A 24,929-nucleotide genomic window follows, 5' to 3' on the forward strand; every position below is an offset into this window, starting at 1 on the left:
CTACACCACCGCGATGACCACGAGGATGCAAATCACTGTAACGAGCGACCAGACCAGGGCATGTTCGTAAGGCGAACTGCCTGTTGCGGCCCGGATGAAATCGATGAACGCGAGCGGAAGATTGTCGAGAAGGTCCATGTGTTTGCCGTCCACAGTCTGCCGCCCATCGTTCGGATTCCATTCAGGCTCGAAGTCAGCGCTGATGGATACACTGTAGGTCACGGCTGACACCGGCGCATCGCACAATCGCCCTTGAAAAGGACAGACATTTGCATCGATTTTGTAATGCGGAACCGTGACAAATGTCATGGGTTGCGTAGGACTAGCCGGACAGCTATCCGGCCGCGCGCGGGGCGCTGTGCTTGCTGGCGTAGACGTAGAGTTCGAGGCGGTTGCTCACCCCGAGCTTCTTGTAGATGGTGACCAGATAATTGCGCAGCGTGTGTTCCGAGATGAACAGGCTGTCGGCCAGCGCCTGGTTGGTGACACCGCTGCCGGCCACGATGGCGTCGACGATGCGGCGCTCCTTCGGGGTCAGCGAATCGAGTTTTTCCTGGTGTGGGTCGCGCCGCGCCGGCGCGCGTGCGCGGGTCAGTTCGCCGAAGATGCGCGCCATCATGTCCTGGCCCACCCACATTTCTCCCTGGTGTACCTTCTCGATCGCGCGCAGCACCACTTCCGCCGGCGCGTCCTTGCGCAGCACGCCGCGCGCCCCGGCCAGGATCGCGCGGTCGAGCGTGGCCTGGTCGCGCATGCCGGTGAAGACGAGCGCACGCGAGATGCCGCTCACGAGCAGCGCCGGCAGGAAGTCGAGCGAGCATTCGCCGTTCAGGTCGATGTCGAGCAGGATGACGTCGGGTCCGTACATGGCCGCCTGCGCCAGGGCTTCCTCGCGGTTGCCGGCGGTGGCGACCACCTTCATGCCGCTGCGCTCGCTGCCGACCAGGCGCTCGAGGCCCCACAGCATGGTCTTGTGGTCGTCGACCAGCAGGACGGTGATGGGGGCGGGTACGGTGAGCGGCATCGTGGGCTAGACCGGGATGTCGATATGGACCGTGGTGGCGCCCTGGGCTGCACCCACGTAGGCGAAACCGCCAAGCGAAGCCGCCCGCTCCGAGATCGAGCGCGGCACGAACGCGGGCGGCGGGCCCGCGGGGCACTCGTTCTCGATCCGGATATGCAGCCAGCCGCTGTTGCGGTGCAGGTACACCGCGCCCCGGGCCGCGCGCGTATGACGGCGGATATTGCTCATTCCCTCGCAGACCAGCTGGAATACCTCGGCGCCGAGACGGTCGTTGATGTCGAGCGTATCGTGCCCGTGCAGGGCGATATCGAGGTCGTAGCAGGTCTTGAACTCGGCCGCGTGCGAACGCAGGGCCAGCGCGAAGGCGCGTTCGCCGGACGGCGCGCTGCTGGTCACCACGCGCGCGAACTGGCGCAGGTCGCGGACGAAATTGTCCGCCATGGCTGCGACCTGGCGCAGTTCGGTGGCGATCGGGCTGTCCTGGTCGGATTTGCGCACCAGCGCCTGCAGCGCATGCGACAGGCCGATATACGGCTGCACCGTCGTGTCATGCAGGTCGTTCGAGAATTTCTGGCGCTCGCGGCGGCCGGCGTCCGAGGCCATGCGGTCGAGCAGCTCGATGTTTTCGATGACCGGAAACGCCTGGGCGGCGATCTGGCCGAGGAAGTCCGCGTCGTCCTGCGACAGGTCGCGCCGCGGCGAGACGACGAAGATCCGGCCCTCGTCGCGGCGCAACGGGACCGGTGCGCAAATGAAGCTGCGCGCGCCCAGCAGGTCGGCGACCTCGATCCCGGCGTCGGCCGCTGCCCGCTGCCACCTGGCCGCGCCTTCGTCGCGCGTGTGCAGCGCGGCCGGCCAGGGCAGGGCGGGCAGCAGGGGCGCGTTGTACACCGCGCTCACGCGCGCCGGCAGTGCCGCCAGCACCGCCGCGATCTGCTTGTCCAGCAGCCAGTGGCCGCAGGCCTGGCCGGAGGAGGACGGCCCCGCCGAGCGCAGGCGCCACTCGTCCGTCGCGCCGTCGCGGACCAGTACGAGGCAGCTGCTGGCGCCGAAGAAGACCCGGGTCTGTTCGAGTACCGAGGCGATCGTATGGTCGACCCCGAAACGTGGATTCGACAGGCGGCTGACGTCGCGCAGCAGGGCGATGCGGCGTCGGCCGTTGAGCAGTACTTCGCCCCAGCGCGACACCATCAGCCCCAGGCCGAGCAGGAAGGCGGCGCGCAGCAGGACGTTGGCCAGGATCGCATGGCCGGGTTGGCCGTGGGTGGACAGCACGAACAGCGCGGTACCGGCCAGGGTGACGCGTGCCCCTTCGTCGTGCCCCCAGCGGAAGGCGGCGATGGCGATCGGGAAGAAAAACAGGAAGAAGAAGCCCGACAGCGGTCCGGTCAGGCCCAGCAGCATGCCGAACCAGAGAACGTCGAGCCAGTGCGCCAGCTTCGGATAGCGCATGTCACGCCCGCTTTCGCGCAGGATCAGGATGACCGCGCTCTGTGCCGTATAGGCATAGAACACCAGCAAGGTCAGCGGATGCGGATTACCCAAACCGTCCGCATCAATGCTGATCGTCAACAGTGTTGCAATGGCGAGGACGACGCGCATCCTCGCAACCAGCGTCAATTCATCCACGTCCGCCAGAATGGACGTGTCGTCGCGGTATGCGTTGCCCACATGGCCTCCGCGCTAGTATAAGTGAACGATTCCGCCCGACAGGGGCACAGCCGCATTCGATTCTGGTGCTTATACCGATTCATCGCATCGACAGTCGCGCAACCTGTCGTGCATCCCTAGTTTTGGAATCGATGGCGGGTGAATTATCCAACCCGCATATGATATAAAAAATATACCATTGTTCAGGCCGTAAGTACGCAAACATCGACCGTGTATAGAAAAAAACTACACTTTTGGTTACAGGAAACAAAAGGATGAGCTCTGCGGGGCAGGGAAGGGATGCGCCGTCCAGGTCGGCGGCGCCAGGTGCGGCGGCTCCGCAGAGCGCGCGGCCGCGATGGGTCAGGCCCGCTCGCGCTCGACGCGGTTGACGCCGGCGACGCGCCGCAGGTTGCGGATCAGGTGCGCCAGGTGTACCCGGTCCTTCACCTGGATCGTGAAGCGCAGCTGCGTCATCATGTTCTCGTCGTCCTCGTCCATGCCGACATAGGTGATGTTGCCGTCCGATTCGCCGATCTCGGCCGCCACGCGCGCCAAAATCCCTTTTTCGTTGTTGATCAACAGGCGGATGCGGCAGTCGAAGCGGCGGTTCAGCTCCTCTCCCCATTGCACGGCGATCCAGCGGTCCGGCTCTTTGACGCGCAGCCGCTTGGCAGGCAGGCAGTCGCAGGTGTGCACGACCAGGCCCTGGTCGCGCCGCAGCTGGCCGGTGATCTGGTCGCCCGGGATCGGCAGGCAGCAGGGCGCCAGCTGCACCGAGACGCCTTCGCTGCCGTAGATCGTGACCGGGTCGATGTCGGCCGCCAGTGGCAGGTTCGACGGCACGGTGTCCGACTCGCCTTCGATCAGGCCGAAGATATGGCGCGCGACGAGCGCCGGCATGCGCTTGCCGATGCCGATGTCGGCGTACAGTTCGTCCATCGACTTGGCCGAGGATTCCGCCAGCAGTTTTTCCACTGTGCTCGACGCCAGCTCAGGCTCGATGCTGCGGGCGGCCAGCGCCTGTGCCAGCAGTTCCTGGCCCAGTTCCACGGACTCGTTGACGTTGATCGTGCGCAGGTAGTGGCGGATCGCCGAACGCGCCTTGCCCGTGCGTACATAGCTGAGCCAGGTCGGGCTCGGGCGCGAATCCGGGTCGGTGACGATCTCGACGATGTCGCCGTTGTGCAGCTCGGTGCGCAGCGGCTGGGTCTCGTTGTTGATCTTGACCGCCACCGTGTGGTCGCCGATGCCGGTGTGGATGGAGTAGGCGAAATCGAGCGCCGTCGCGCCTCTGGGCAGGGCAATGATCTTCGACTTCGGCGTGAACACGTAGACCGAATCCGGGAACAGGTCGACCTTCACGTGCTCCAGGAATTCGGCCGAGTCGCCGGTCTGCTGCTGGATGTCGAGCAGGGACTGCAGCCAGGCGTGGGTACGCTGCTGCAGGTCAGACATGTTCTGGTCGCCCGTCTTGTACAGCCAGTGCGCAGCCACGCCGCTTTCCGCGGTGCGGTGCATGTCCTGGGTGCGGATCTGGAATTCGACCGGGGTGCCGTAGGGGCCGATCAGGGTGGTGTGCAGCGACTGGTAGCCGTTCAGCTTGCGAATGGCGATGTAATCCTTGAACTTGCCCGGCATCGGCTTGTACAGGCCGTGCAGGGTGCCGAGGGTCACGTAACAGTTGGGCACCGTATCGACCACGATGCGGAAGCCGTACACGTCCAGCACCTGCGAGAACGACAGGTGCTTGTTGCGCATCTTTTTATAGATGCCGAACAGGGTCTTCTCGCGGCCGTAGACTTCGGCATGGATGCCGGCCATGGACAGCGTGTTCTTCACCGCCTCGAGGATCTTCTTGACCACTTCGCGCCGGTTGCCGCGCGCCGCCTTCACCGCCTTCGAGAGGGTGCGGTAGCGCAGCGGGTACAGGTGCGAGAAGGCGAGGTCCTGCAGTTCGCGGTAGATGTTGTTCAGGCCGAGACGGTGCGCGATCGGCACATACACTTCCATCGTCTCGCCGGCGATGCGGCGCTTTTTCGCCGGCGCCATCACGCCCAGCGTGCGCATGTTGTGCAGGCGGTCGGCCAGCTTGATCAGGATGACGCGCACGTCCGAGGCCATGGCCAGCAGCATCTTGCGGAAGTTTTCCGCCTGCGCTTCGACCAGGCTCTGGAATTCGATCTTTTCCAGTTTGGACAGGCCGTCGACCAGGTTCGCCACCTGCGGGCCGAAGCGCTCGATCAGCTCTTCCTTCTTGACGTCCTGGTCTTCGATGACGTCGTGCAGCAGGGCGGCCATGATCGCCTGGGCGTCGAGCTTCCACTCGGCGCAGATTTCGGCGACGGCGATCGGATGGGAGATGTAGGGCTCGCCCGACTTGCGGACCTGGCCGAGATGCATCTCGTCCGAGAAGCGGTAGGCTTCCTTGACCTTCTTGAGTTCGACGGGTGTGAGGTATTCCGACAGCTGGTTGACCAGCTGGGTGACCGAGGCAACGCCGGGGGCAGGCGGTTCGGGGACTTCTTGCGGCTTGCCCGGGCGCTTGGCCCGGGTGGGGGTGTTGCCTGAATGTGTCGAGTCCGGAGGGAACAGGTTCATACGTTATGTCGATCAGCCGCAGTGTGGTGACAGAATAACAGAATAAGGGGTCGACACAGTCTGGCGTACAGGAGAGGCTGAACCCGGGTCTTACATTGGTACTTTTTTCAGCATTTCCACGCCGACCTTACCGGCGGCGATTTCGCGCAGGGCGACGACGGTCGGCTTGTCTTTCGCTTCGACTTTCGGGGTATGGCCCTGCAGCAGCTGGCGTGCGCGATAGGTCGCGGCCAGGGTCAGCTGGAAGCGGTTAGGGATATTCTTGAGGCAATCTTCGATGGTGATGCGGGCCATGTGTAGCTCCTGAATAGACAATAAAGGTAGCGCCGCAGGGCGACGCTAGCGATTACTTTGGTTGTTGCGCGTGGATTCCCAGCTGGGCAAACAGCGAGGCGTTGCGGGCAGCCTGTTGGGCGAAGCGGCAACGTGTCGCCTGGACGATCGCCTGCAGTTGGGCCAAGGCGACGTTGAACTCTTCGTTGATGATAGCATATTCGAACTCGGGAGCGTGAGCGATCTCGCCTCCCGCGGCCAGCAAACGACGCGTGATGATGTGCGGTTCGTCGGTGCCGCGCTTGTGCAGGCGCTGCTCGAGCGCCTCGATCGACGGCGGCAGGATGAAAATGCCGGACGCATCGGGGAACTGCTTCTTCACCTGGCGCGCACCCTGCCAGTCGATTTCCAGCAGGATGTCGGTGCCGGTCTTCATTTTCTCTTCCACGGTCAGGCGGCTGGTGCCGTAGTAATTGCCGTGCACTTCGGCCCATTCCAGGAACTCGCCGCGGTCGGCGCGCGCAACAAAATCTTCGGCGGTCGTGAAATGGTATTCGCGGCCATCCTGCTCGCCCGGACGCGGCGGACGCGTGGTGGTCGAGATCGACAGCTGGATGCCCGGCTCCTGCGCCAGCAGCGCGTTGACCAGGGTCGATTTGCCGGCGCCGGAAGGGGCGGCGACGACGAACAGGCTGCCGGAGAAAGCGGTGGTGATCATGGGTGGTTCCTTTGTTTCTAATCGCGATTGTTCATCATATAGCTGAACGCGTGGGCGGGAAACCCGCCCACCCTACAGGTTTGATATACCCGTAGGGTGGGCGGGTCCCCCGCCCACGCGTTCAAGCGGCCCGGGTATCCCCGCACCGCGTAGTCAAATAGTTATTACTCCAGGTTCTGCACCTGCTCCCGCATCTGCTCGATCAGGAGTTTGAGTTCCATCGACGCATCCGCCAGCTCTTTCACCGAGGCCTTGGCGCCCAGCGTATTCGCTTCGCGATTCAGTTCCTGCATCATGAAGTCGAGGCGCTTGCCGACCTGGCCGCCTTTTTTCAGGATGTGCCGGGTCTCGTTCAGGTGCGCCGACAGGCGCGACAATTCCTCGGACACGTCGATCCGGATGCCGTACAGGGTGACTTCCTGGCGAATCCGCTCGAACACTTCCTGGCGCGTCAGCGTCGATGGGTTGCCGTGGCCGGCCAGGCCCAGCGCGTCCTGCATGCGCTCGACCGCTTTTTGCTGGAACTGCGCAATGACTTGCGGGATCAGCGGCGTGATGCGCTTGACGATCGCTTCCATCGAATCGATCCGCGACTGCAGCATCTGCTCGAGGGCCGCGCCTTCGCGGCGGCGGCTGTCGACGAAGGCGGCGATGGTTTTGGCGGTGAGGGCGGCGACGTCGGCCTGGAGCGACTCCTGGCCGATATGCGATTCCTCGACCACGCCCGGCCAGCGCAGCAGTTCGGCCACCGACATCGGCTGCGCTTGCGCGAAGTGCTGCGAGACTTCCGCTTGCAGCCGTGCCAGGTCGGCCAGCAATTCCTGGTTCAGTGCCTGGGCGCCGCCGGCGACCTTGCGGCCGAAGGAGAGGCGCGCTTCGACCTTGCCGCGCGTGATCGCGGCCATGATGGCGGCGCGCAGGTCCGGTTCCAGCGCGCGCAATTCATCGTTGATACGGAACTGAAGATCGAGGAAGCGCGAATTGACGCTCTTGATTTCGATCGTCAGGGTGCCCGCCGCGCCTTCGCTGGTGGCCACCGCATAGCCTGTCATGCTAGAAATGCTCACTAAAGTCCCCGGTTTTTTATTCTTTACAAGTCCGACATTTATCCACACAATCGCCGTGTTATGCAAGGAACTCTTCAGTATGGCCGCACAAAATAACGCACCCTTGCCGGAAGGGCTGGAGATTGCGGGATATCGCATTGTAAAGAAAATCGCGTCTGGCGGGTTCAGTATTGTCTATCTTGCATATGATGCCGAGGGCAGTGCGGTCGCCATCAAGGAGTACCTGCCGAGCGCGCTGGCCTTGCGCCAGCCGGGCGAACTGGCGCCGGCCATCGCCAGGCCGAACCAGCCGCTGTTTCGCATCGGCCTGAAGTGCTTCTTCGAGGAGGGAAGGGCGCTGGCGCGCATCAACCATCCGAACGTGGTGCGCATCGTGAACTTCTTCCGCGCCAACGACACGGTGTACATGGTGATGGCCTACGAGTCCGGCCAGTCGCTGCAGGAGCAGATTGCACGCGCGGTGGGTAAAGGCAGCCGCCTCGGCGAAGGGTTCATCCGTAAAACCTTCGACGGTGTCTGCCGCGGCCTGCGCGAAACCCATGCCAACAAGCTGCTGCACCTGGATTTGAAACCGGCGAACATCTACCTGCGCAGCGACGGTTCGCCCATCCTGCTCGACTTCGGCGCGGCGCGCCAGGCGATCAAGAGCGATGCGCCGATGCTCGCGCCCATGTACACGCCCGGTTTCGCGCCGCCCGACCTGTATGCGAAAGGCACGCCGCTCGGGCCCTGGTCCGACATCTACAGCCTCGGCGCCGCCATGTACGCCTGCATGACGGGCGTGCCGCCGCAAGCGGCCGACGCGCGCAGGCTCGAGGACAAGCTCGATGCGCAGTTCGACCAGCTGGCAGCCGGCTATTCGCCCGAACTGCTGGCGATGGTGCGCGCCTGCCTCGCGCTCGACCCGATGGCGCGTCCGCAGAGCGTGTTCGCCGTGCAGAAGGTGCTGCAGGCGGCGCCGGCCAGGCCGCTCGCGGCCGAGCCCGAGGAAGTGGCCGCCCCCGCGCCCGGCGGACAAGGGGGGCTGCGGGGCCTGCTCGGGCGCATTGGCCTCAAGCGCGCCGGCGGCCAAGGCAAGTAGTCCCATTTACGAAGGCAACCAGGAGCCCACGATGCAGTTTTCCGTCTACCAGCACAGCCATATCGGGGGACGCAAGGTCAACCAGGACCGCATGGGCTACTGCTTCACGCGCGACGCGCTGCTGCTGGTGCTGGCCGACGGCATGGGCGGCCACCAGCATGGCGAGATCGCGGCGACCATCGCCATGCAGACCCTGTCGATGATGTTCCAGATGCAGGCCCGCCCCTATATCAGGAAACCCGAGCGCTTCCTCGAGGAGGCCTTGCAACAGGCGCACCGCGACATCCTCGCCTACACCGCGCGCCACCAGCTGCCGGAAAGCCCGCGCACCACGGTCGTGGCCTGCCTGGTGCAGCACAACTGCGCCGTCTGGGCCCACTGCGGCGACTCGCGCCTGTACTGGGTGCGGGGTAACCAGGTGCTGGCGCAGACGCGCGACCATTCCCACCTCGAATACCTGATCGCCAAGGGCCTGGCCAGTCCCGCCGAGCGCGCCACCCACCCCGACCGTAACAAGCTGTATAACTGCATCGGTGCATCCACGGCGCCGCGCATCGAGCTGTCGCGCCAGGCCAGCCTGGAAGCGGGCGACGTGCTGCTGCTCTGTTCCGACGGCTTATGGGCGATGGTGCCGGACGCCGAGATCGTGCAGAAGCTCGCCAGCCAGACCGTGGTGCAGGCGGTGCCGGAGCTCGTGTCGATGGCGGTGGCCATCGGCGGCCCGCGCGCCGACAACACGACCGCGCTGGCGATCAGCTGGCAGGGCGCCGATCATGCGGGGGCGAATGGCCCGGACGTGATCTCGACCGAGCTGCTGCCCGAGGACCAGGTCAGCAGCACGATCAGCAATGCCGCGGTTGCCCATGATGCCGATCCCTTCGACGAAGACGAAATCGAAAAGGCGATCGCCGAAATCAACCAGGCGATCGAAAAATCGTCCCAACTACTCAAATAACGAAAGCTCCCATGACCTTTGCATCCCGTCCAAGCGGCCGCGCCGTCGACCAGCTGCGCAGCATCCGCATCACCCGCCAGTACACGAAACACGCCGAAGGCTCGGTGCTGATCGAATGCGGCGACACCAGGGTGATCTGCACCGCCAGCATCGAAGAGAAGGTGCCGGGCTTCCTGAAGGGCAAAGGGCAGGGCTGGCTGACGGCCGAATACGGCATGCTGCCGCGTTCGACCCACACCCGCATGGACCGCGAAGCCGCGCGCGGCAAGCAGTCCGGCCGCACCCAGGAGATCCAGCGCCTGATCGGCCGCTCGCTGCGCGCCGCCTTCGATCTGGAAGCTTTTGGGGAGCGCACCCTGCACCTCGACTGCGACGTGATCCAGGCCGACGGCGGCACCCGCACCGCCTCGATCACCGGCGCCATGGTCGCCGCCTACGACGCCTTCAATGCGCTGGTCGCGCGCGGCTTGCTGCCTGCCGTGCCAGTGAAGCATTTCGTGGCCGCGATCTCGGTCGGCGTCTACCAGGGCATGCCGGTGCTGGATCTCGATTACGTGGAAGATTCGGGCTGCGATACCGATATGAACGTTGTCATGACGGAAGCCGGCCACTTTATCGAAGTACAGGGCACGGCCGAGGGCGTCGCCTTTGACCGCGCGGGCATGAACCGCCTGCTGGACCTCGCGCAGGGCGGAATCGCCGAGCTGGTGCGGCTGCAGAAAGGCGCGCTCGGCATCGTGTAGGGTGGGCACTCGTGCCCACGGGGTATCACCGTATGATTCGTGCTGGCGTGGCCGAAAATCGATGTGCGAGACGCATCTGCACGACCGCGTGGGCACAGAGTGCCCACCCTACGTGCTCGGCGAAGGGGGTAAAATACACCCTTCGTTTCTCCGCCAGCCCTCACCATGACCCAACGCCTCATCCTCGCCTCCAACAACGCCGGCAAACTGAAGGAATTCCAGCAAATCCTCGGCCCCATCGGCTTCACCCTGCACCCGCAAGGCGAATTCGACGTCCCGGAAGCCGAGGAGCCGCACGCGACCTTTGTCGAAAACGCACTCGAAAAGGCGCGCCACGCCGCCCGCCTGACCGGGCTGCCGGCGCTGGCCGACGACTCCGGCGTCTGCGTCAACGCGCTCGGCGGCGCACCGGGCGTGTATTCGGCGCGCTTCGCGGGCGAGCCGAAATCGGACGCGCGCAACAATGCCAGACTGGTGGCGGACCTGGCCGGCAAGGCGGATAAATCGGCCTATTACTACTGCGTGCTGGTCTACGTGCGCCATGCCGACGACCCGCAGCCGATCATCGCCGACGGCCGCTGGGACGGCGAAATCATCGACACGCCGCGCGGCGAGAACGGTTTTGGTTACGATCCCTACTTCCTGATTCCTTCCCTGGGCAAGACCACGGCCGAGCTGACCCCGGCGGAAAAGAACGCGCGATCGCACCGAGGCCAGGCCCTGCGCGCACTGGTCGAGAAACTGAAATGATCCCGATTAAAGTCGCAGGTACAACAGCGGGCGAGCCGCGTAATGCTGCCACCGCGGCCCTGCAATACCTGCAGCCGGGCGCACTGAACCTGACGGCCTTGCCGCCATTGTCGCTCTACATCCACTTCCCCTGGTGCGTGCGCAAGTGCCCCTACTGCGATTTCAATTCGCACGAAGCGAAGGGCGAACTGCCCGAGCAGGCATACCTGGACGCGGTGCGCCTCGACCTGGAGCAGTCGCTGCCCCTGATCTGGGGCCGCAAGATCCACACGGTCTTCATCGGCGGCGGCACCCCGAGCCTGATGTCGGCTGCGGGCCTGGACCGTTTGCTGTCCGACGTGCGCACGCTGCTGCCGCTGGAAATCAACGCCGAGATCACGATGGAGGCCAATCCCGGCACCTTCGAGATCGAAAAATTCCGCCACTACCGCGACAGCGGCGTGAACCGCCTGTCGATCGGCATCCAGAGTTTCAACGGCGAACACCTGAAATCGCTGGGCCGCATCCATGACGAGCGCGAAGCCCTGCGCGCGGTCGAGATCGCGACCTCGACGTTCGAGAATTTCAACCTCGACCTGATGTATGCGCTGCCTTCGCAGACCCTGGCCCAGGCCGAGCACGACATCAAAACCGCGCTCTCGTTCGCGCCGCCGCACCTGTCGCTGTATCACCTGACGATGGAACCGAACACGGTCTTCGCCAAGTACCCGCCCGCGCTGCCGGACGACGACACCAGCGCCGACATGCAGGACATGATCGCGGAGACCATGTCAGCCGCTGGCTACGACCACTACGAAGTGTCGGCCTACGCCCAGCCGGGCCGGCAGGCGCGCCACAATTTGAACTACTGGAATTTCGGCGACTACCTCGGCATCGGCGCCGGCGCGCACTCGAAGATTTCCTTCCCGCACCGCATCCTGCGCCAGGCCCGCTACAAGCAGCCGGCCTCCTTCATGGAAGCGGCGAAGCGCGGCAATCCGGTCCAGGAAGAACACGAAATTGCCCGCGCCGACATGGGCTTCGAATTCATGCTCAACACCTTGCGCCTCACCGGCGGCTTCGACCCGAACCTGTTCGGCGAGCGCACCGGCATGAGCATCACCGCGATCAGCCGCGCCCTCGACGCCGCCGAGGCCAAGGGACTCATCACCCGCGACTTCAAGCTGATCCGCCCGACCGGACTCGGGCAGCGCTTCCTCAACGATTTGCAAGAAATGTTTTTGGGCGAGACGAAGTAGCTCGAAAAGCAGGGCCGATGCGGACGTGGCGCTGTTGCGTGTGCGGTCCATCGCTTGCAATCCTGCCAATAAGCCAGGCATGCTCACCTGCGTGCGCAGGCGCTCCGCCAGCTCCGGTGCGGCGGACGCGCCCCGCTGTGTTGACGCCATCACGATACGAAAACCGGCATGCGGGTGCCGGTTCTGTGTCATTTCTTGTCGATCCGATTTTCTGCCAAACGAGATTGTTTCGTGATGCAGCGCACGCGGCCCTTGTTGTAAGCAGACGCCGCCCTAGACTGAGATATCCGCAATGGGTAGCGTCCGCATTGCGGTAATCCTACGGCCCCGACATCACGCTGAACGGCGCGGCGCCCGGCCCGAAGACCTATCGTCGCTCTGCGAAGGAATGATCATGCGTCCCCTCTCCCTGTTACTTCCTGCCTCCCTGCTCGTGCTGGCCGCGAGCGCAAGTGCCCAGAACCTGCCGTATCCGCAAGCCGACTCTGTCCCGGCCTCGACCGTGCAGGTGACGGCGCCCATCAAGCCCGTGCTGCTCTTTGCCGATGAAGCCGAGAGGGTGGCCGGGAGCTATGCGATGTCGAACGGCTGGAGAATGCAGGTACGTACCGGTACGCGTCACATCGATGCGAAAATCGACAACCAGAAGCCGATCCGGCTGCTTGCGGTGTCGCCGGACAAATTCGTCTCGCGCGACGGCAACGTGACGATGGAATTCAACCAGGGGAGCTACGGCGACGACATGACGATGAGTTATGTGCCCGATCCGCGCCTGGCGCAGGTCGTCGTGCTGTCCTCGCGGATGGCGCAGCGCTGAGGTTTCGTTGCGGAGGCGCGCACATCACGCTTGCGCGCGCCCCGTCCGGCGCTCGAGGTACACCGGCGGATCCGGCGCGGATCAGGTATCGTTGCGACTCCAGCCAACGGAGTCCCCCATGTCTGACCCGATCCATTTCTACGAACCGCGCAACGGCCACGGCTTGCCGCACGACCCCTTCAACGCTATCGTCGGTCCGCGTCCGATCGGATGGATTTCCTCGCGCGGCAGCGCGGGCGTGCTCAATCTCGCGCCCTACAGCTTTTTCAATGCCTTCAACTACGTGCCGCCGATCATCGGCTTCGCCAGCATCGGCTACAAGGACACGGTGCGCAATATCGAAGAGACGGGCGAATTCGCATGGAGCCTGGTCACCCGTCCCCTGGCCGAGGCCATGAACCAGACCTGCGCACCGGTGCCCCCGGAAACCGATGAATTCGTGCTGGCCGGATTGACGCCGGCCGACTCGCGCCTGATTTCGGTGCCGCGCGTGGCCGAGAGCCCGGTGTCCTTCGAATGCCGCCTGTCCCAGATCCTGCAGCTGGAAACCGCCGCCGGCGCCCAGGTGCCGACCTGGCTGGTGCTGGGCGAAGTCGTCGGCGTGCATATCGCGCAGTCGCAGCTGAAGGAGGGGATCTACGACACCGCCGCGGCCGGGCACGTGCTGCGCGGCGGCGGGCCGGCTGACTATTTTTCGGTCGACGCGACCCAGCATTTCCGCATGTTCCGACCGAGGTAATGGGCTCGGCGGCATAAAAAAACCGGGGCAGGTGCCCCGGTTTGCGTTGTGCAACGGCGCCGTAAAATCAGCGCGCCGCCTGTGCCGTTGACGCCTGTTCGCTCCAGCCGCCGCCGAGCACGCGGTACAGCGTGACCTGGTTCTGCAGGCGCTGCAAATTCGCCTGCACCGCCAGCTGCTGCGCCTGGAACAGCGAACGCTGGGCGTCCAGCAGGTCCAGGTAGCTGGCCGCGCCGTTGCGGTAGCGCAGGTCGGACAGGTTGTAGCGGTCCTGCTCGGCGAGCGCCACGGCGCGCTGGGCGCGCAGCTGTTCGCTGAAGGTCGCCTGGCCGGCCAGTGCATCCGCCACTTCGCGGAACGCGGTCTGGATCGACTTCTCGTACTGGGCCACGGCGATGTCGCGGCCCGCCTTGGATGCGTCGACGCCGGCCCGGATGCGGCCCAGGTCGAAGATCGGCAGCACGGCCTGCGGTGCGAAGGTCCAGCCGAAGGAACCGCTCTTGAACAGGCCCGACAGTTCCGTACTCGCGCTGCCCACGGAGCCGGTCAGCGAGATGCGCGGGAAGTAGTTCGCGCGCGCCGCGCCGATGTTGGCATTCGCCGCGATCAGCTGCTGCTCGGCCGCACGGATGTCGGGACGGGCGGCCAGCAGGTCGGACGGCATGCCGGCCGGCAGGTCGGGCAGTTCGGTGGCGGCCAGGGTAGTGGCCGGCGCCAGGTTTTCAGGAAGCGGCTGGCCCACCAGCAGGGTCAGCAGGTTCGCGTCCTGGGCGCGCTGGCGCTGGAACTGCGCATAGGTCGCGCGTGCCGTTTCCACCAGCGAGACCGATTGCTGCAGTTCGAGCTTGGAGACGACGCCGTTCTCGAAACGCAGGCGCGTCAGCCGGTCCGACTCTTCGCGCGTCTTGAGGGTCTGCTCGGTAATCGCCAGCAGTTCCTCGTCGGCCAGCATCGTCAGGTAGGTGTTGGCCACCTGGGCGATGAGGCTGATCTGCGTCGTCTTGCGCGCTTCCTCGGTGGCGAGGAATTGCGCCAGCGCCGCTTCCGACAGGTTGCGCACGCGGCCGAACAGATCGAGTTCGAAGGCCGAGACGCCGAAGCCGGCCTGGTAGACGCTCGAAATCGGCTTGTCTTCGCCCGTCGTCTGGCGGTTGCCGTTGACGATGGCCGAGACGGTCGGCACGCGGTCGGCGCGCGTGATGCGGTACTGGGCGCGTGCCTGCTCGATGTTCAGGATCGCCACGCGCAGGTCGCGGTTGTTGGCCAGCGACAGCCCGATCAGCTGGCGCAGGCGCGCGTCGGCGAAGAAGCGCTGCCATTCCAGCTTGCCCGGGGCTTCCGTGGTGGCCGTCGGCAGCGTGGTGCCGCCGCTCTTCGGCAGTTCAGGGAAGGCCTGGGCCACCGGGGCCGCCGGACGCTCATACTTCGGCGCCAGCGACATGCAGCCTGCCAGCGCCATCGACAGCGCGAGCGGAGTAACGATGAGTTTGAGCGCTTTTTCCAGTGTCTTCATTTAGATTTTTTCCTCGATAACCTTGCTGGTGTCTTCTTCGTGGGCGTACTTCTTGCGCTGGCGTTCGCTGCCCTTGAAGATCTTGCGCACCACGACAAAGAACATAGGGACGAACAGCACGCCCAGCGTCGACGCCGTCATCATGCCGCCCATCACGCCGGTACCGATCGCGCGCTGCGAGGCCGAACCGGCGCCGCCTGCGATCACCAGCGGCAGCACGCCGAGGATGAAGGCCAGCGAAGTCATGATGATCGGACGGAAGCGCAGGTGCGCCGCCTCGATCGCCGCTTCCATCGGCGAGCGTCCCTGCGCCTGCAGGTCTTTCGCGAACTCGATGATCAGCACCGCGTTCTTCGCCGCCAGGCCGATGATGGTCACCAGGCCGATCTTGAAGTACACGTCGTTCGGATAGCTGCGCAGCATCGCCGCCAGCACCGCGCCGAGGATACCAAACGGGACGACCAGCAGCACCGCCACCGGGATCGACCAGCTTTCATACAGGGCCGCCAGGGCCAGGAAGATCGCCAGCAGCGAGAAGGCCATCAGGATGCCCATCGTGCCGCCGGAGAGCTGTTCCTCGCGCGACTGGCCGGTCCACTCGAAGGCGAAGCCGGGCGGCAGCTTGGCTGCCAAGGCTTCCATCTCGGCCAGCGCGTCGCCGGTCGAATAGCCCGGCTTGGCGTCGCCCGAGATGCTCATCGCCGGATAGCCGTTGTAGCGCAGGGTCTGCATCGGGCCGGTCACCCACTTGGTCGACGCGAACGAGGACAGCGGTACCGGGTTGCCCTGCACGTTCATGGCGTTCAGGCGCAGCAGGTCGTCCGGCTGCATGCGGTCCTTCGCATCGGCCTGCACCACCACGCGCTGCAGGCGGCCGGCGTTCGGGAAGTCGTTCACATAGCTCGAACCGAGCGAGGTCGAGATCGCGGTGTTGATCGCGTCAAACGTCACGCCCAGCGCCTGTGCCTTGTCGCGGTCGATGTCGAGCATCAGCTGCGGCGCGTCTTCCAGGCCTTCCGGACGCACGCCGGTCAGGATCTTGCTTTGCGATGCCATGCCGAGCAGCTGGTTACGGGCTGCCAGCAGGGCGTTGTGGCCGTTGCCGCCGCGGTCCTGCAGGCGGAAGCTGAAGCCCGTGCCGCGGCCCAGTTCCGGGATCGGCGGCGGGCTCAATGCGAAGATGAATGCGTCGCGCACGCCCGACAGGCCGCCGATGATGCGGCCGGCAACTGCCTGCGCGCTCGAGCCTTCGCCTTTACGCTCGCTCCAGTCCTTGAGCGGAATGAAGGCCAGCGCCATGTTCTGGCCGGAGCCCGAGAACGAGAAGCCCAGCACGCTGACCATGTTCGCCACTTCCGGCTGCTTCATGATGAAGGCTTCGGCGGTGCGCATCACTTCGTTGGTACGCTCGACCGTCGCACCCGGCGGCAGCTGGATGTTGGCGATCACATAGCCCTGGTCTTCGTTCGGCAGGAAGGAGTTCGGCAGGCGCGTGAACAGCAGCGTCACCAGGCCGATCACCAGCACGAAGGCGACCAGCGCGCGGCCCGAGCCGCGGATCAGCTTGCCGACCCAGCCCTCATAGCCCTTGGCGGTACGCGCGAAGCGGCGGTTGAACCAGCCGAAGAAACCCTTCTTCTCGTGGTGGTGGCCGGCTTCGACGGGTTTGAGCAGGTGCGCGCACAGGGCCGGCGTCAGCGACAGCGCCAGGAAGGCCGAGAAGGCGATCGAGGACACCATGACGACCGAGAACTGGCGGTAGATGTTACCGACCGCGCCGGCGAAGAAGGCCAGCGGCACGAACACCGACATCAGGACCACGGTCACGCCGATGATGGCGCCCGAGATCTGGCCCATGGCCTTGCGGGTCGCCTGCAGCGGCGGCAGGCCTTCTTCGGACATGATGCGCTCGACGTTCTCGACGACCACGATCGCATCGTCGACGACGATACCAATCACGAGCACCATGCCGAACATGGTCAGCACGTTGATCGAATAGCCCAGCGCCAATAATGTGCCGAGGGAACCGAGCAGCGCGACCGGGACGACGATGGTCGGGATGATCGTATAGCGGAAGTTCTGCAGGAAGAGATACATCACCAGGAACACCAGCACCAGCGCTTCGACCAGGGTGTGCACCACCTGCTCGATCGAGATGTCGATGAACTTCGAGCTGTCGAACGGCACGGTGGCCTTCATCCCCTTCGGGAAGAATTTCGACAGTTCGTCCACGCGCTGGCGTACCAGGCGTGCCGTTTCCAGCGCATTGCCCGACGGCGCCAGCTGCACGCCGATACCGGTGGATGGCTTGCCGTTCAGGCGTGCCGATGGGCTGTAGGCCTGGGCGCCGAGCTCGATGCGGGCCACGTCGCGCAGGCGCACGGTCGAGCCGTCCGGATTCGCGCGCAGCACGATGTTGCCGAACTGTTCGACGGTCGAGAGCTGGCCGGTCACGACCACGGTCGCTGTGATTTCCTGGCCTCGCGCCAGCGGCAGGTCGCCGATGGTACCGGAGGCCACCTGGGCGTTCTGGCTGCGGATGGCGTTGTTGACGTCGGCCGGCGACAGGCGGAAGCCCACCAGCTTGGCCGGATCGACCCAGATGCGCATGGCGCGCTCGGTACCGAACAGCTGCGCGGTACCGACGCCCTTGATGCGCTGGATTTCAGGCAGCACGGTGCGCGAGGCGTAGTCGCCCAGCGCGACCGGGTCCCACTTCGGATCGTCCGAGGAGAGGATGGTAAACAGCAGGAAGTTCGCGCGCACCTTGTCGACGCGCACGCCCTGCTGGTTCACCGCCGCCGGCAGGCGTGGCGCCGCGCGCGACAGGCGGTTCTGGACGTCCACCTGGGCCAGTTCCGGATTGGTGCCGGTTTCAAAAGTCAGGGTGATCGAGCCGCTGCCGTTGGCGGTGCTGCTCGACTCCATGTAGACGAGGCCGGGCGAGCCGTTCATCTCGCGTTCGATGACGGAGATGACCGAGTCTTCCAGGGTCTGTGCCGACGCGCCCGGATAGGCGGCATTGATCACGATCGATGGCGGGGCCACGTTCGGATACTGGGCGATCGGCAGCTGGGTGATCGAGACCGCGCCGACCACCATGATAAACAGCGCGATCACCCAGGCGAAAATAGGGCGGTCAATAAAGAAACGTGCCATTGCAATAGTCCTGTTCTGTGCCTGGAGTGCTTAGCGGGTCGACGCCGTGGCAGGCGCCGCGCCCGCGGTGGAACCCGACGGCGCCGAAGCAGGCAGCGGACGCGCCGTCGCGGCGGCGGCCTGGCCGGCACTGGTGACAGATGGCGCAGCTGCTGGTGCGGCTGGCGCCGAACCAGCAGCTGCCGTGGTCTGCGTGCTCGCCTGCCATGGCACTGCCTTGACCGGCGTACCCGGCGGCAGCATCTGCAGCTTCTGGAAGCCGTCGACCATCACCCGTTCGCCTTCCTTCAGGCCTTCGGTGACGACCCAGTTCGAGCCTTGCCCCGATGCGATCTTGACGGTGCGCGGCGTCGGCTTGTTGTCGGCGCCGACGACCATCAGGGTGTCGCCCTGGGCGCCGCCGCGGGTAACGGCCTGCTGCGGCACGACGATGCCGTTCGGCAGCTGGGCCTGGGCGATGCGCACGCGTACGTACTGGCCCGGCAACAGGGCGTTATCCTGGTTCGGCACCGTCGCGCGCAGCGTGACCTGGGCCGTGCCCGGATCGACGGTCACGTCCGAGAACAGCAGCTTGCCGCGGGTCGGCAGTTCGCTGCCGTCGTCGAGGAGCACGGTGACGGACGCGTCTTTCGCGCCGCCACCGGCCTGCTTGCGCAGGCGCTGCACTTCCGCGGCCGACTGGGTGATGTTCAGGTACATCGAGTCGGTCTGCTGGATCAGCGCCATTTGCGTCGCCTCTGCGGCGGACACCAGCGCGCCTTCGGTCACCAGCGCGCGGCCGATGCGGCCCGAGATCGGCGCATTGACGTTGGCGTAGCCGGAATTGATCTGGGCAATGCGCACCTGGGCGCGCGAAGCGGCCACGGCTGCCTCCGCCTGCTTCTGCGCGGCGACCGCATTGGTATACTCCTGCTTGCTGATCGCGTTGGCCTCGACCAGTGGCTTGTAGCGCTCGGCCTGGGCAGTCGCCTGGGTCAGCGTGGCCTGGGCACGGCCGAGGTCGGCCTGGGTAGCGGCCAGTTGTGCCTGGTACGGAGCCGGGTCGATCTGGAACAGCGACTGTCCTTCCTTGACCATGCCGCCCTCGGTGAACAGGCGCTTGAGCACGACGCCGTTGACGCGGGCGCGCACCTGGGCCACGCGGACCGGTTCGGCACGGGCCGGCAGTTCGGTCTGCAGGGCGACCGTTTCGAATTTGGTGGTGATGACGCCGACTTCGGGCGCGGGCATCTTGGCGCCGGCGCCAGGACCGGCCTGGGCTTCGTCTTTCTTGCCGCAGGCCGACAGCAGGGTCACGGCCATCAGCGTGCAGGCGGCGATCCGGGTGAGGGTCAGGTGAGAGGAGTGGGCAGAGCGCATTACGTGCTTCCTTCTGGTTTTTTGGAAAAGATGCACCCGCCCCAGAACCTCACAGGTCCCGCACACGGTTGCATCACTGGCTTTTACGGACTTTTTTATATACTATCACGAGTGTATGTTTAACGTGCAGGACCACCAAAAAACGGAGAAGACATGGCCCGCAGGACAAAAGAAGAAGCAGCGGCCACACGCGACAGCATTTTGGATGCTGCGGAGAAATTATTTGTTGAGCAAGGAGTCTCGCGAACGACCTTGCAGCATATCGCAACCCAGGCCGGTGTGACGCGCGGCGCGATTTATTGGCATTTCGACGACAAGGGCGCGCTCTTCAACGCCATGATGGAAAGGGTGACGCTGCCCTTCGAGTGTGCGCTGAGCAGCCTGGGGAAGTCGGATGCGACGACGGTGCTGGCCGACCTGCGCCAGTATTTCATTGAGATCTTCCGCGTGACGGAAACCAACCCGCAAGCCCGCCGGGTGCTCGAGATCGCCTCCTTGAAAGTCGAGTTCGTCAGCGAAATGGACGCCGTGCGCGTGCGCCGCCGCCAGAGCAAGGGGGAAATGATGGAGCAGGTGGTCGAGCGCCTCAAGCTGGCCCAGGCCGGCGGACAGATCAGGGCCGACGTCGATCCGCAGCTGCTGGCGACCGGGCTATGGGCCCTGATGGATGGCCTGATCCGCAACTGGATGTTCGAACCAACCTCGTTCAGCCTGATCGACCTGGGCGGCAACATGATCGGCACCATGCTCGACGGGATCCGCACCCGCTGACTTTGGCACGACCGCGTCGGCGCGGCCGGTGCACGCGTGGGCTCCGGAGCCCACCCTACGTTACACATCGGCCAACGATCAAGATAGACGTCGGCAGCGGCGCACCGTAGGGTGGGCACTTGTGTCCACGCGGTACGGCATCAGCCTGGGGCATGCGCGTGTCCTGGCCGCAGCGCTTGCAAACCAATGATTCCGCACCGGCGAAAAAACAAACGCCGGCATTGCGCCGGCGTCCTCATCGACTCCAAGCCTGGCGGCTGGAGATCAACGCATCTCTTCGATCATCTTCTTGAGCTTCTTCGAATCGGCGACGAAGGCGCGAATGCCCTCGGCCAGCTTCTCGGTGCCCATCGCGTCTTCGTTGAGCATGAAGCGGAACGATTTCTCGTCGACCGCGATCTTCTCGACCGGGGCGTCGCTTTCCTGGCTCAGCTTGCGCTCGACCGGCGCATCGCTGTCGGCCAGCTTCTGCAGCAGGTCCGGCGAGATGGTCAGCAGGTCGCAACCGGCCAGCTCCAGGATCTGCGACGTGTTGCGGAAGCTCGCGCCCATGACTTCGGTCTTGTAGCCATAGGCACGGTAGTACTGGTAAATGCGCTTGACCGACTGCACGCCCGGATCGTCGGCACCGGTGTAATCCGTGCCGCTCGATTTCTTGTACCAGTCGTAGATACGGCCGACGAAAGGCGAAATCAGCTGCACGCCCGCTTCGGCGCAGGCAACCGCCTGGCACAGCGAGAACAGCAGGGTCAGGTTGCAGTGGATGCCGTCCTTTTCCAGGATCTCGGCGGCGCGGATGCCTTCCCAGGTCGAGGCGATCTTGATCAGCACGCGCTCGCGCGACACGCCGGCCGCTTCGTACAGCGCGATCAGTTCGCGGCCCTTGGCAACGGTCGCTTCGGTATCGAAGGAGAGGGCGGCGTCGATCTCGGTCGACACGCGGCCCGGCACGAATTTCAGGATCTCGACGCCGAAGGCGATCAGGAGGCGATCGACGATCTCTTCGGTCGAGCCGCCGTTCGATTCCGCCACGGCCTTCTGCAGCAGCGGCAGGTATTCCGGCTTCTGCACGGCTTTCAGGATCAGCGACGGATTCGTCGTCGCATCCTGCGGCGCATAGGCTTTGATGGACTGGAAATCGCCGGTGTCGGCGACGACCGTGGTGTATTGCTTCAGTTGTTCGAGTTGGTTCATATAATTTGCCTAAATTTTAATAATGTCGAATGTCCTTTGCACCGTAGGGTGGGCACTTGTGCCCACGCGGTACAGCGCCTGAACGGCCGAAACGCCAATCAGCAATCCGTCGCCTCGGTAAAGGCTGCCACCATCGCCTCCAGTCCCACGCGGTCTTCTTCGCTGAACCGATCCAGCACTGGACTATCGATATCAAACACCCCGACCAGCTTGCCATCCTTGATCACCGGCAGCACGATCTCCGAGTTCGAGGCCGAATCGCAGGCGATATGCCCCGGAAACGCATGCACGTCCGGCACCACGATGGTTTTGCGCTCGACGGCAGTGGTGCCGCAGACGCCGCGCCCGAACGGAATGCGCGCGCAGGCCGGCTTGCCCTGGAAGGGCCCGACCAGCAGATCCTGGCCTTCTCCCTTTTTCGACGGTACGGTCAAGTAAAAGCCGGCCCAGTTCAGGTCGGCGAGGGTGTCGTAGACGAGCGCGGAAAACTGGGAAGCGTTCGCGGTCAGGTCGCGTTCGCCCTCCAGCACGCTGACTACCTGGCGTACCAGCAGGTCGTAATCGGGACGGGTGCTGCGTTCTGGATTGATGTGCATGGACGGGTCGTGGAGCTGGACGAAAACCGCTATTTTACAGCCAGCACGCCTGACCTTGTACTGGCTTGGGATATACCGCGCATCGCATTGCCATATCCCGGCCCGGGCTGGACGCTCCGGCGCGAGCGCTGTTACCCATGTAGCAATTCGAAATGCAGCGCCACGAACTCGAAGTCGTCATGCAGCTCCAGATGCGGCAAACAGCGCACGTGCACCTTCCGGAATTCCTCCGCGCTGGCAAAGGTCTCGCCGCGCCACACGGCTTCCGGTATGTCGCCAAAGCGGATGATCTCCACCTTCGTCGCGCGGATCGTGCACCGCAGGCGTCCCCGCAGGTCGAACACGTCGATGATGTCGCCCGCGACGTAGCCGCCGTCGCCGAGTTCGCCATAGCCCTTGTAGTAATCCTCGACCGTGTCGGCGGTGACGGTCTTGCGGCCCGCGATCACGTCGCGCACCAGGCTGTCGTCGTCGGCGTCGGCGCCCCAGAACGTCAGCTTTTTTCGTCCGCTCACGGCATCACCGCAGTGCTGTCCGCCACCGCGCGTTCCAGGTCCTCGAGCGAGGCCGGTTTCGTCAGGTGCAGGTCGAAGCCGGCGCCGGCCGCGCGTTCGACGTCGGCCTTCTGGCCGTAGCCGGTCAGCGCCACCAGGCGCGGCGCGCCGCCCAGTCTGCGGATCGCGGCGGCGAGCGCATAGCCATCCATGTCGGGCAGGCCGATGTCGAGGATGGCGACCGCCGGCCGGTAGCTGGCGCACAGCGCCAGCGCGGCCGCCGCCGTGTGCGCGACCTGCACCGTGTGGCCGAACTGTTCCAGGATATGCGCCGTCGTCGCGGCCGCGTCGACATTGTCGTCGACCACCAGCACCTGCCTGCCGCTGCTGGCCTGCACCGGCTCCGCTGCCGGCAGCGGCGCCTGGGCGTCGATCAGCGGCAGCTCGACGACGAAGCGGCTGCCCGTACCGGGACCGTCGCTGTGCGCCCACACGCGCCCGCCATGCAGTTCGACGATCTTGCGCACGATGGCCAGACCCAGTCCCAGGCCGCCCGTGATGCGGGCCACCTGTTGCGGCGCCTGGTAAAACGGCTCGAACACGCGCGCCAGCAGTTCCGGCCCCATGCCGATGCCGTCGTCGCTTACCTCCAGGCGCGCCGTATGCCCGTCGGCGCGCAGGACGACGCGGGTCGCGCCCTCGCCGAAGCGCTCGGCGTTCGACAGCAGGTTGTTCAGTACCTGAGCCAGGCGGCTCTCGTCGCCCTGCACCCAGAGCGTGTCCGGCACCGTCAGCTCGACCGGCCGTCCCGGGCGGCTGGTGGCGGTGTGATACACCACGTCGGCCAGGTTCAGCGGGCGCAGGTCGAGCTGCATCTTGCCGGAGGTGATCCGTGACACGTCGAGCAGGTCATCCACCAGGCGTTTCAGGTGGTTCACCTGGCGCCGCATGATGGTGCGTTCGCGCAGGCTGGCGCCGTCGGCGCGCAGGTCCATCAGGTCGAGCGAGGCGACGATCGGGCTCAATGGGTTGCGCAGTTCGTGCCCGAGCACGGCGAGGAATTCGTCCTTCACCAGGCTGGCGCCGCGGCTGGCGGACAGGGCTTCTTCGAGCGAGGCGAGCAGGCGCGAGCGCTCCTGCTCGTGCCGCGCGTGCTGCGCGGCGGCGGCCTCCAGCGCCCGGCCCATGAGCGCAACCTCGCGGATGCGCGAGGGCGCGACCTCGACCTGCTTGCCGGCGCCGAGGGCGGCGGCCCCGCGTTCGAGGTTGGCGAAGCTGCGCGCGATGCGGGTCGAGAGCAGGGAAGCGATGCCGATGCAGGCCAGCAGCGAGGCCGCCAGGCCCCAGCCGTACAGGGTGATGCCCTTCAGTGAAACGGGGCCGATGGCGGGCTTCGGCACGCTCACCGCCACCGTCCAGCCATGACGCGATATCCGCGTGAAGGCGCTGCTCATGCTTGCGCCATCGAGGTTGACGGTGTCGCCGGTGCCCTCGACTCCCTTGTCGCGCATGAGCTTTGCCAGCCCGGGACCGGGCGCGGTGGCGACCCGCTTGTCCTGTTCTTTCGAGCGCGCCACGATGGAGCCGAAGGCGTCGATGATGGAGATGATGGAATCGGCGGGTGCCTGCTGGCGCTTGACGACGCCCAGGATGCGGTCGGGCTTGATGACGGCGGTCAGCGCATACAGCCGGCCCGCCTCGTCGCGGATCGGCACCCGCACCGGGAAGGCCACGCGGCCGCGCTGGCCGCGCGTGACTTGCCCGACCAGGGGCCGCTGCACGGCGAGCAGCTGGCGCAGGCTTTCGGGATCGGTTATGTGGCCCGCGGCCGCGCCGTAGGGATCGGTGGTGCGAAACAGGATGTTGCCCTTGGCATCGGCCAGGATGATCGCCAGCCACTCGGGCTGGGCCTTGACCTGGTCGCGCGCGATATCGTAGAAGGACCGCAGGTCGCCGGCGCCGATGGCCGGCGAACGCGCCAGGCTGGCCAGCGTCGCGATCGAACCGTCGAGTTCCGCATCGACCGCGCTCGACAGGGCCCGCGCCACGTCGAGCATGGCCCGGTCCTGTTCGCGCTGCTGGTACTGGCTGGCCGTGTGGACCGACCACAGGCCCAATAGGGCCAGCGGCAGCAGGCTGATCCCGCTGAGCAGGACCAGCAGTCGACGCAAGGAGAGGGCCAAACCA

Annotated in this window: 22 protein-coding genes; 8 read left to right on the top strand and 14 right to left on the bottom strand. The window is 65.3% G+C overall.

Translation table 11 applies throughout. The features are described from left to right. The 7 genes from ACI48I_RS04010 to ACI48I_RS04040 all read right to left on the bottom strand — a co-directional run bounded on the left by ACI48I_RS04010 (nucleotide 1) and on the right by ACI48I_RS04040 (nucleotide 7,318). On the bottom strand, nucleotides 1-309 hold the full coding sequence (locus ACI48I_RS04010) for a hypothetical protein (protein WP_498573399.1): 309 nt from the start codon (nucleotides 307-309) through the stop codon (nucleotides 1-3). 25 nt (nucleotides 310-334) lie between these two features. Continuing rightward, entirely contained in the window at nucleotides 335-1,024 is a 690-nt protein-coding gene (locus ACI48I_RS04015) for a response regulator (RefSeq protein ID WP_498573400.1), read from the bottom strand. 6 nt (nucleotides 1,025-1,030) lie between these two features. Further along, on the bottom strand, nucleotides 1,031-2,695 hold the full coding sequence (locus ACI48I_RS04020; RefSeq protein ID WP_498573401.1) for a sensor histidine kinase: 1,665 nt from the start codon (nucleotides 2,693-2,695) through the stop codon (nucleotides 1,031-1,033). A gap of 342 nt (nucleotides 2,696-3,037) precedes the next feature. Beyond that, on the bottom strand, nucleotides 3,038-5,275 hold the full coding sequence (locus ACI48I_RS04025; protein WP_193688749.1) for a RelA/SpoT family protein: 2,238 nt from the start codon (nucleotides 5,273-5,275) through the stop codon (nucleotides 3,038-3,040). 90 nt (nucleotides 5,276-5,365) lie between these two features. Further along, entirely contained in the window at nucleotides 5,366-5,569 is a 204-nt protein-coding gene (gene rpoZ, locus ACI48I_RS04030) for a DNA-directed RNA polymerase subunit omega (protein ID WP_193688750.1), read from the bottom strand. Nucleotides 5,570-5,621: 52 nt separating this feature from the next. Next, the gene (gene gmk / locus ACI48I_RS04035) at nucleotides 5,622-6,266 is read right to left on the bottom strand and encodes a guanylate kinase (protein WP_193688751.1); all 645 of its coding nucleotides are present in this window, start codon (nucleotides 6,264-6,266) and stop codon (nucleotides 5,622-5,624) included. Between the two features lie 164 nt (nucleotides 6,267-6,430). Further along, complete coding sequence (locus ACI48I_RS04040; RefSeq protein WP_193688752.1) at nucleotides 6,431-7,318, bottom strand: YicC/YloC family endoribonuclease; 888 nt, start codon at nucleotides 7,316-7,318, stop codon at nucleotides 6,431-6,433. Between the two features lie 94 nt (nucleotides 7,319-7,412). Here ACI48I_RS04040 and ACI48I_RS04045 point away from each other — a divergent pair, with 94 nt between their 5' ends. The 7 genes from ACI48I_RS04045 to ACI48I_RS04075 all read left to right on the top strand — a co-directional run bounded on the left by ACI48I_RS04045 (nucleotide 7,413) and on the right by ACI48I_RS04075 (nucleotide 13,656). After that, nucleotides 7,413-8,414: a serine/threonine-protein kinase gene (locus ACI48I_RS04045; protein ID WP_193688753.1), complete on the top strand. Its 1,002-nt coding sequence runs from the start codon at nucleotides 7,413-7,415 to the stop codon at nucleotides 8,412-8,414. Between the two features lie 31 nt (nucleotides 8,415-8,445). After that, nucleotides 8,446-9,369, top strand: coding sequence for a PP2C family protein-serine/threonine phosphatase (locus ACI48I_RS04050; RefSeq protein ID WP_193688754.1), 924 nt, complete (start codon nucleotides 8,446-8,448; stop codon nucleotides 9,367-9,369). 11 nt (nucleotides 9,370-9,380) lie between these two features. Further along, nucleotides 9,381-10,112: a ribonuclease PH gene (gene rph / locus ACI48I_RS04055; protein WP_498573402.1), complete on the top strand. Its 732-nt coding sequence runs from the start codon at nucleotides 9,381-9,383 to the stop codon at nucleotides 10,110-10,112. Between the two features lie 165 nt (nucleotides 10,113-10,277). Further along, complete coding sequence (rdgB, locus tag ACI48I_RS04060) at nucleotides 10,278-10,862, top strand: RdgB/HAM1 family non-canonical purine NTP pyrophosphatase (RefSeq protein ID WP_193688756.1); 585 nt, start codon at nucleotides 10,278-10,280, stop codon at nucleotides 10,860-10,862. Then, nucleotides 10,859-12,100, top strand: a complete 1,242-nt coding sequence (hemW, locus tag ACI48I_RS04065; RefSeq protein ID WP_498573403.1) for a radical SAM family heme chaperone HemW — start codon at nucleotides 10,859-10,861, stop codon at nucleotides 12,098-12,100. Before rdgB ends, hemW begins: the two co-directional genes overlap by 4 nt. Nucleotides 12,101-12,494: 394 nt before the next feature. Beyond that, nucleotides 12,495-12,917 (top strand): hypothetical protein, encoded by a 423-nt coding sequence (locus ACI48I_RS04070; protein ID WP_193688758.1) that lies wholly within the window; start codon nucleotides 12,495-12,497, stop codon nucleotides 12,915-12,917. Nucleotides 12,918-13,035: 118 nt separating this feature from the next. Then, complete coding sequence (locus ACI48I_RS04075) at nucleotides 13,036-13,656, top strand: flavin reductase family protein (protein WP_193688759.1); 621 nt, start codon at nucleotides 13,036-13,038, stop codon at nucleotides 13,654-13,656. A gap of 67 nt (nucleotides 13,657-13,723) precedes the next feature. Here the strand turns inward: ACI48I_RS04075 and ACI48I_RS04080 are convergent, their stop codons facing one another. From ACI48I_RS04080 to ACI48I_RS04090, 3 genes are read right to left on the bottom strand one after another with little or no spacing between them, the layout of a single operon-like run. Continuing rightward, the gene (locus ACI48I_RS04080; protein WP_498573404.1) at nucleotides 13,724-15,169 is read right to left on the bottom strand and encodes an efflux transporter outer membrane subunit; all 1,446 of its coding nucleotides are present in this window, start codon (nucleotides 15,167-15,169) and stop codon (nucleotides 13,724-13,726) included. Next, nucleotides 15,170-18,328 (bottom strand): efflux RND transporter permease subunit, encoded by a 3,159-nt coding sequence (locus tag ACI48I_RS04085; RefSeq protein WP_193688761.1) that lies wholly within the window; start codon nucleotides 18,326-18,328, stop codon nucleotides 15,170-15,172. A gap of 30 nt (nucleotides 18,329-18,358) precedes the next feature. Next, a complete protein-coding gene (locus tag ACI48I_RS04090; protein WP_498573405.1) occupies nucleotides 18,359-19,687 on the bottom strand; it encodes an efflux RND transporter periplasmic adaptor subunit in 1,329 nt (442 codons plus the stop codon). A 252-nt stretch (nucleotides 19,688-19,939) separates the two neighbouring features. Between ACI48I_RS04090 and ACI48I_RS04095 the strand changes: the two genes are divergently transcribed. Continuing rightward, nucleotides 19,940-20,458: a TetR family transcriptional regulator gene (locus ACI48I_RS04095; RefSeq protein WP_407943891.1), complete on the top strand. Its 519-nt coding sequence runs from the start codon at nucleotides 19,940-19,942 to the stop codon at nucleotides 20,456-20,458. A gap of 264 nt (nucleotides 20,459-20,722) precedes the next feature. Here the strand turns inward: ACI48I_RS04095 and tal are convergent, their stop codons facing one another. The 4 genes from tal to ACI48I_RS04115 all read right to left on the bottom strand — a co-directional run bounded on the left by tal (nucleotide 20,723) and on the right by ACI48I_RS04115 (nucleotide 24,913). After that, the gene (gene tal / locus ACI48I_RS04100) at nucleotides 20,723-21,652 is read right to left on the bottom strand and encodes a transaldolase (protein ID WP_498573406.1); all 930 of its coding nucleotides are present in this window, start codon (nucleotides 21,650-21,652) and stop codon (nucleotides 20,723-20,725) included. 98 nt (nucleotides 21,653-21,750) lie between these two features. Further along, entirely contained in the window at nucleotides 21,751-22,248 is a 498-nt protein-coding gene (locus ACI48I_RS04105; protein ID WP_498573407.1) for a GAF domain-containing protein, read from the bottom strand. Nucleotides 22,249-22,379: 131 nt separating this feature from the next. After that, nucleotides 22,380-22,763: an ASCH domain-containing protein gene (locus ACI48I_RS04110; RefSeq protein WP_498573408.1), complete on the bottom strand. Its 384-nt coding sequence runs from the start codon at nucleotides 22,761-22,763 to the stop codon at nucleotides 22,380-22,382. Continuing rightward, nucleotides 22,760-24,913, bottom strand: a complete 2,154-nt coding sequence (locus tag ACI48I_RS04115) for a hybrid sensor histidine kinase/response regulator (protein WP_498573409.1) — start codon at nucleotides 24,911-24,913, stop codon at nucleotides 22,760-22,762. The genes ACI48I_RS04110 and ACI48I_RS04115 overlap by 4 nt, the downstream gene beginning before the upstream one ends. Between the last annotated feature and the right edge of the window lie 16 nt (nucleotides 24,914-24,929).

The sequence above is a fragment of the Massilia sp. LXY-5 genome (assembly GCF_059801075.1).

Excerpts from the sequence above, each read along its gene's own strand:
- ACI48I_RS04010 (WP_498573399.1), bottom strand. The coding sequence starts at position 309 with ATGACATTTGTCACGGTTCCGCATTACAAAATCGATGCAAATGTCTGT.
- ACI48I_RS04015 (WP_498573400.1), bottom strand. The coding sequence starts at position 1,024 with ATGCCGCTCACCGTACCCGCCCCCATCACCGTCCTGCTGGTCGACGAC.
- ACI48I_RS04025 (WP_193688749.1), bottom strand. The coding sequence starts at position 5,275 with ATGAACCTGTTCCCTCCGGACTCGACACATTCAGGCAACACCCCCACC.
- rpoZ (WP_193688750.1), bottom strand. The coding sequence starts at position 5,569 with ATGGCCCGCATCACCATCGAAGATTGCCTCAAGAATATCCCTAACCGC.
- gmk (WP_193688751.1), bottom strand. The coding sequence starts at position 6,266 with ATGATCACCACCGCTTTCTCCGGCAGCCTGTTCGTCGTCGCCGCCCCT.
- ACI48I_RS04040 (WP_193688752.1), bottom strand. The coding sequence starts at position 7,318 with ATGACAGGCTATGCGGTGGCCACCAGCGAAGGCGCGGCGGGCACCCTG.
- ACI48I_RS04045 (WP_193688753.1), top strand. The coding sequence starts at position 7,413 with ATGGCCGCACAAAATAACGCACCCTTGCCGGAAGGGCTGGAGATTGCG.
- ACI48I_RS04050 (WP_193688754.1), top strand. The coding sequence starts at position 8,446 with ATGCAGTTTTCCGTCTACCAGCACAGCCATATCGGGGGACGCAAGGTC.
- rph (WP_498573402.1), top strand. The coding sequence starts at position 9,381 with ATGACCTTTGCATCCCGTCCAAGCGGCCGCGCCGTCGACCAGCTGCGC.
- rdgB (WP_193688756.1), top strand. The coding sequence starts at position 10,278 with ATGACCCAACGCCTCATCCTCGCCTCCAACAACGCCGGCAAACTGAAG.
- hemW (WP_498573403.1), top strand. The coding sequence starts at position 10,859 with ATGATCCCGATTAAAGTCGCAGGTACAACAGCGGGCGAGCCGCGTAAT.
- ACI48I_RS04070 (WP_193688758.1), top strand. The coding sequence starts at position 12,495 with ATGCGTCCCCTCTCCCTGTTACTTCCTGCCTCCCTGCTCGTGCTGGCC.
- ACI48I_RS04075 (WP_193688759.1), top strand. The coding sequence starts at position 13,036 with ATGTCTGACCCGATCCATTTCTACGAACCGCGCAACGGCCACGGCTTG.
- ACI48I_RS04080 (WP_498573404.1), bottom strand. The coding sequence starts at position 15,169 with ATGAAGACACTGGAAAAAGCGCTCAAACTCATCGTTACTCCGCTCGCG.
- ACI48I_RS04085 (WP_193688761.1), bottom strand. The coding sequence starts at position 18,328 with ATGGCACGTTTCTTTATTGACCGCCCTATTTTCGCCTGGGTGATCGCG.
- ACI48I_RS04090 (WP_498573405.1), bottom strand. The coding sequence starts at position 19,687 with ATGCGCTCTGCCCACTCCTCTCACCTGACCCTCACCCGGATCGCCGCC.
- tal (WP_498573406.1), bottom strand. The coding sequence starts at position 21,652 with ATGAACCAACTCGAACAACTGAAGCAATACACCACGGTCGTCGCCGAC.
- ACI48I_RS04105 (WP_498573407.1), bottom strand. The coding sequence starts at position 22,248 with ATGCACATCAATCCAGAACGCAGCACCCGTCCCGATTACGACCTGCTG.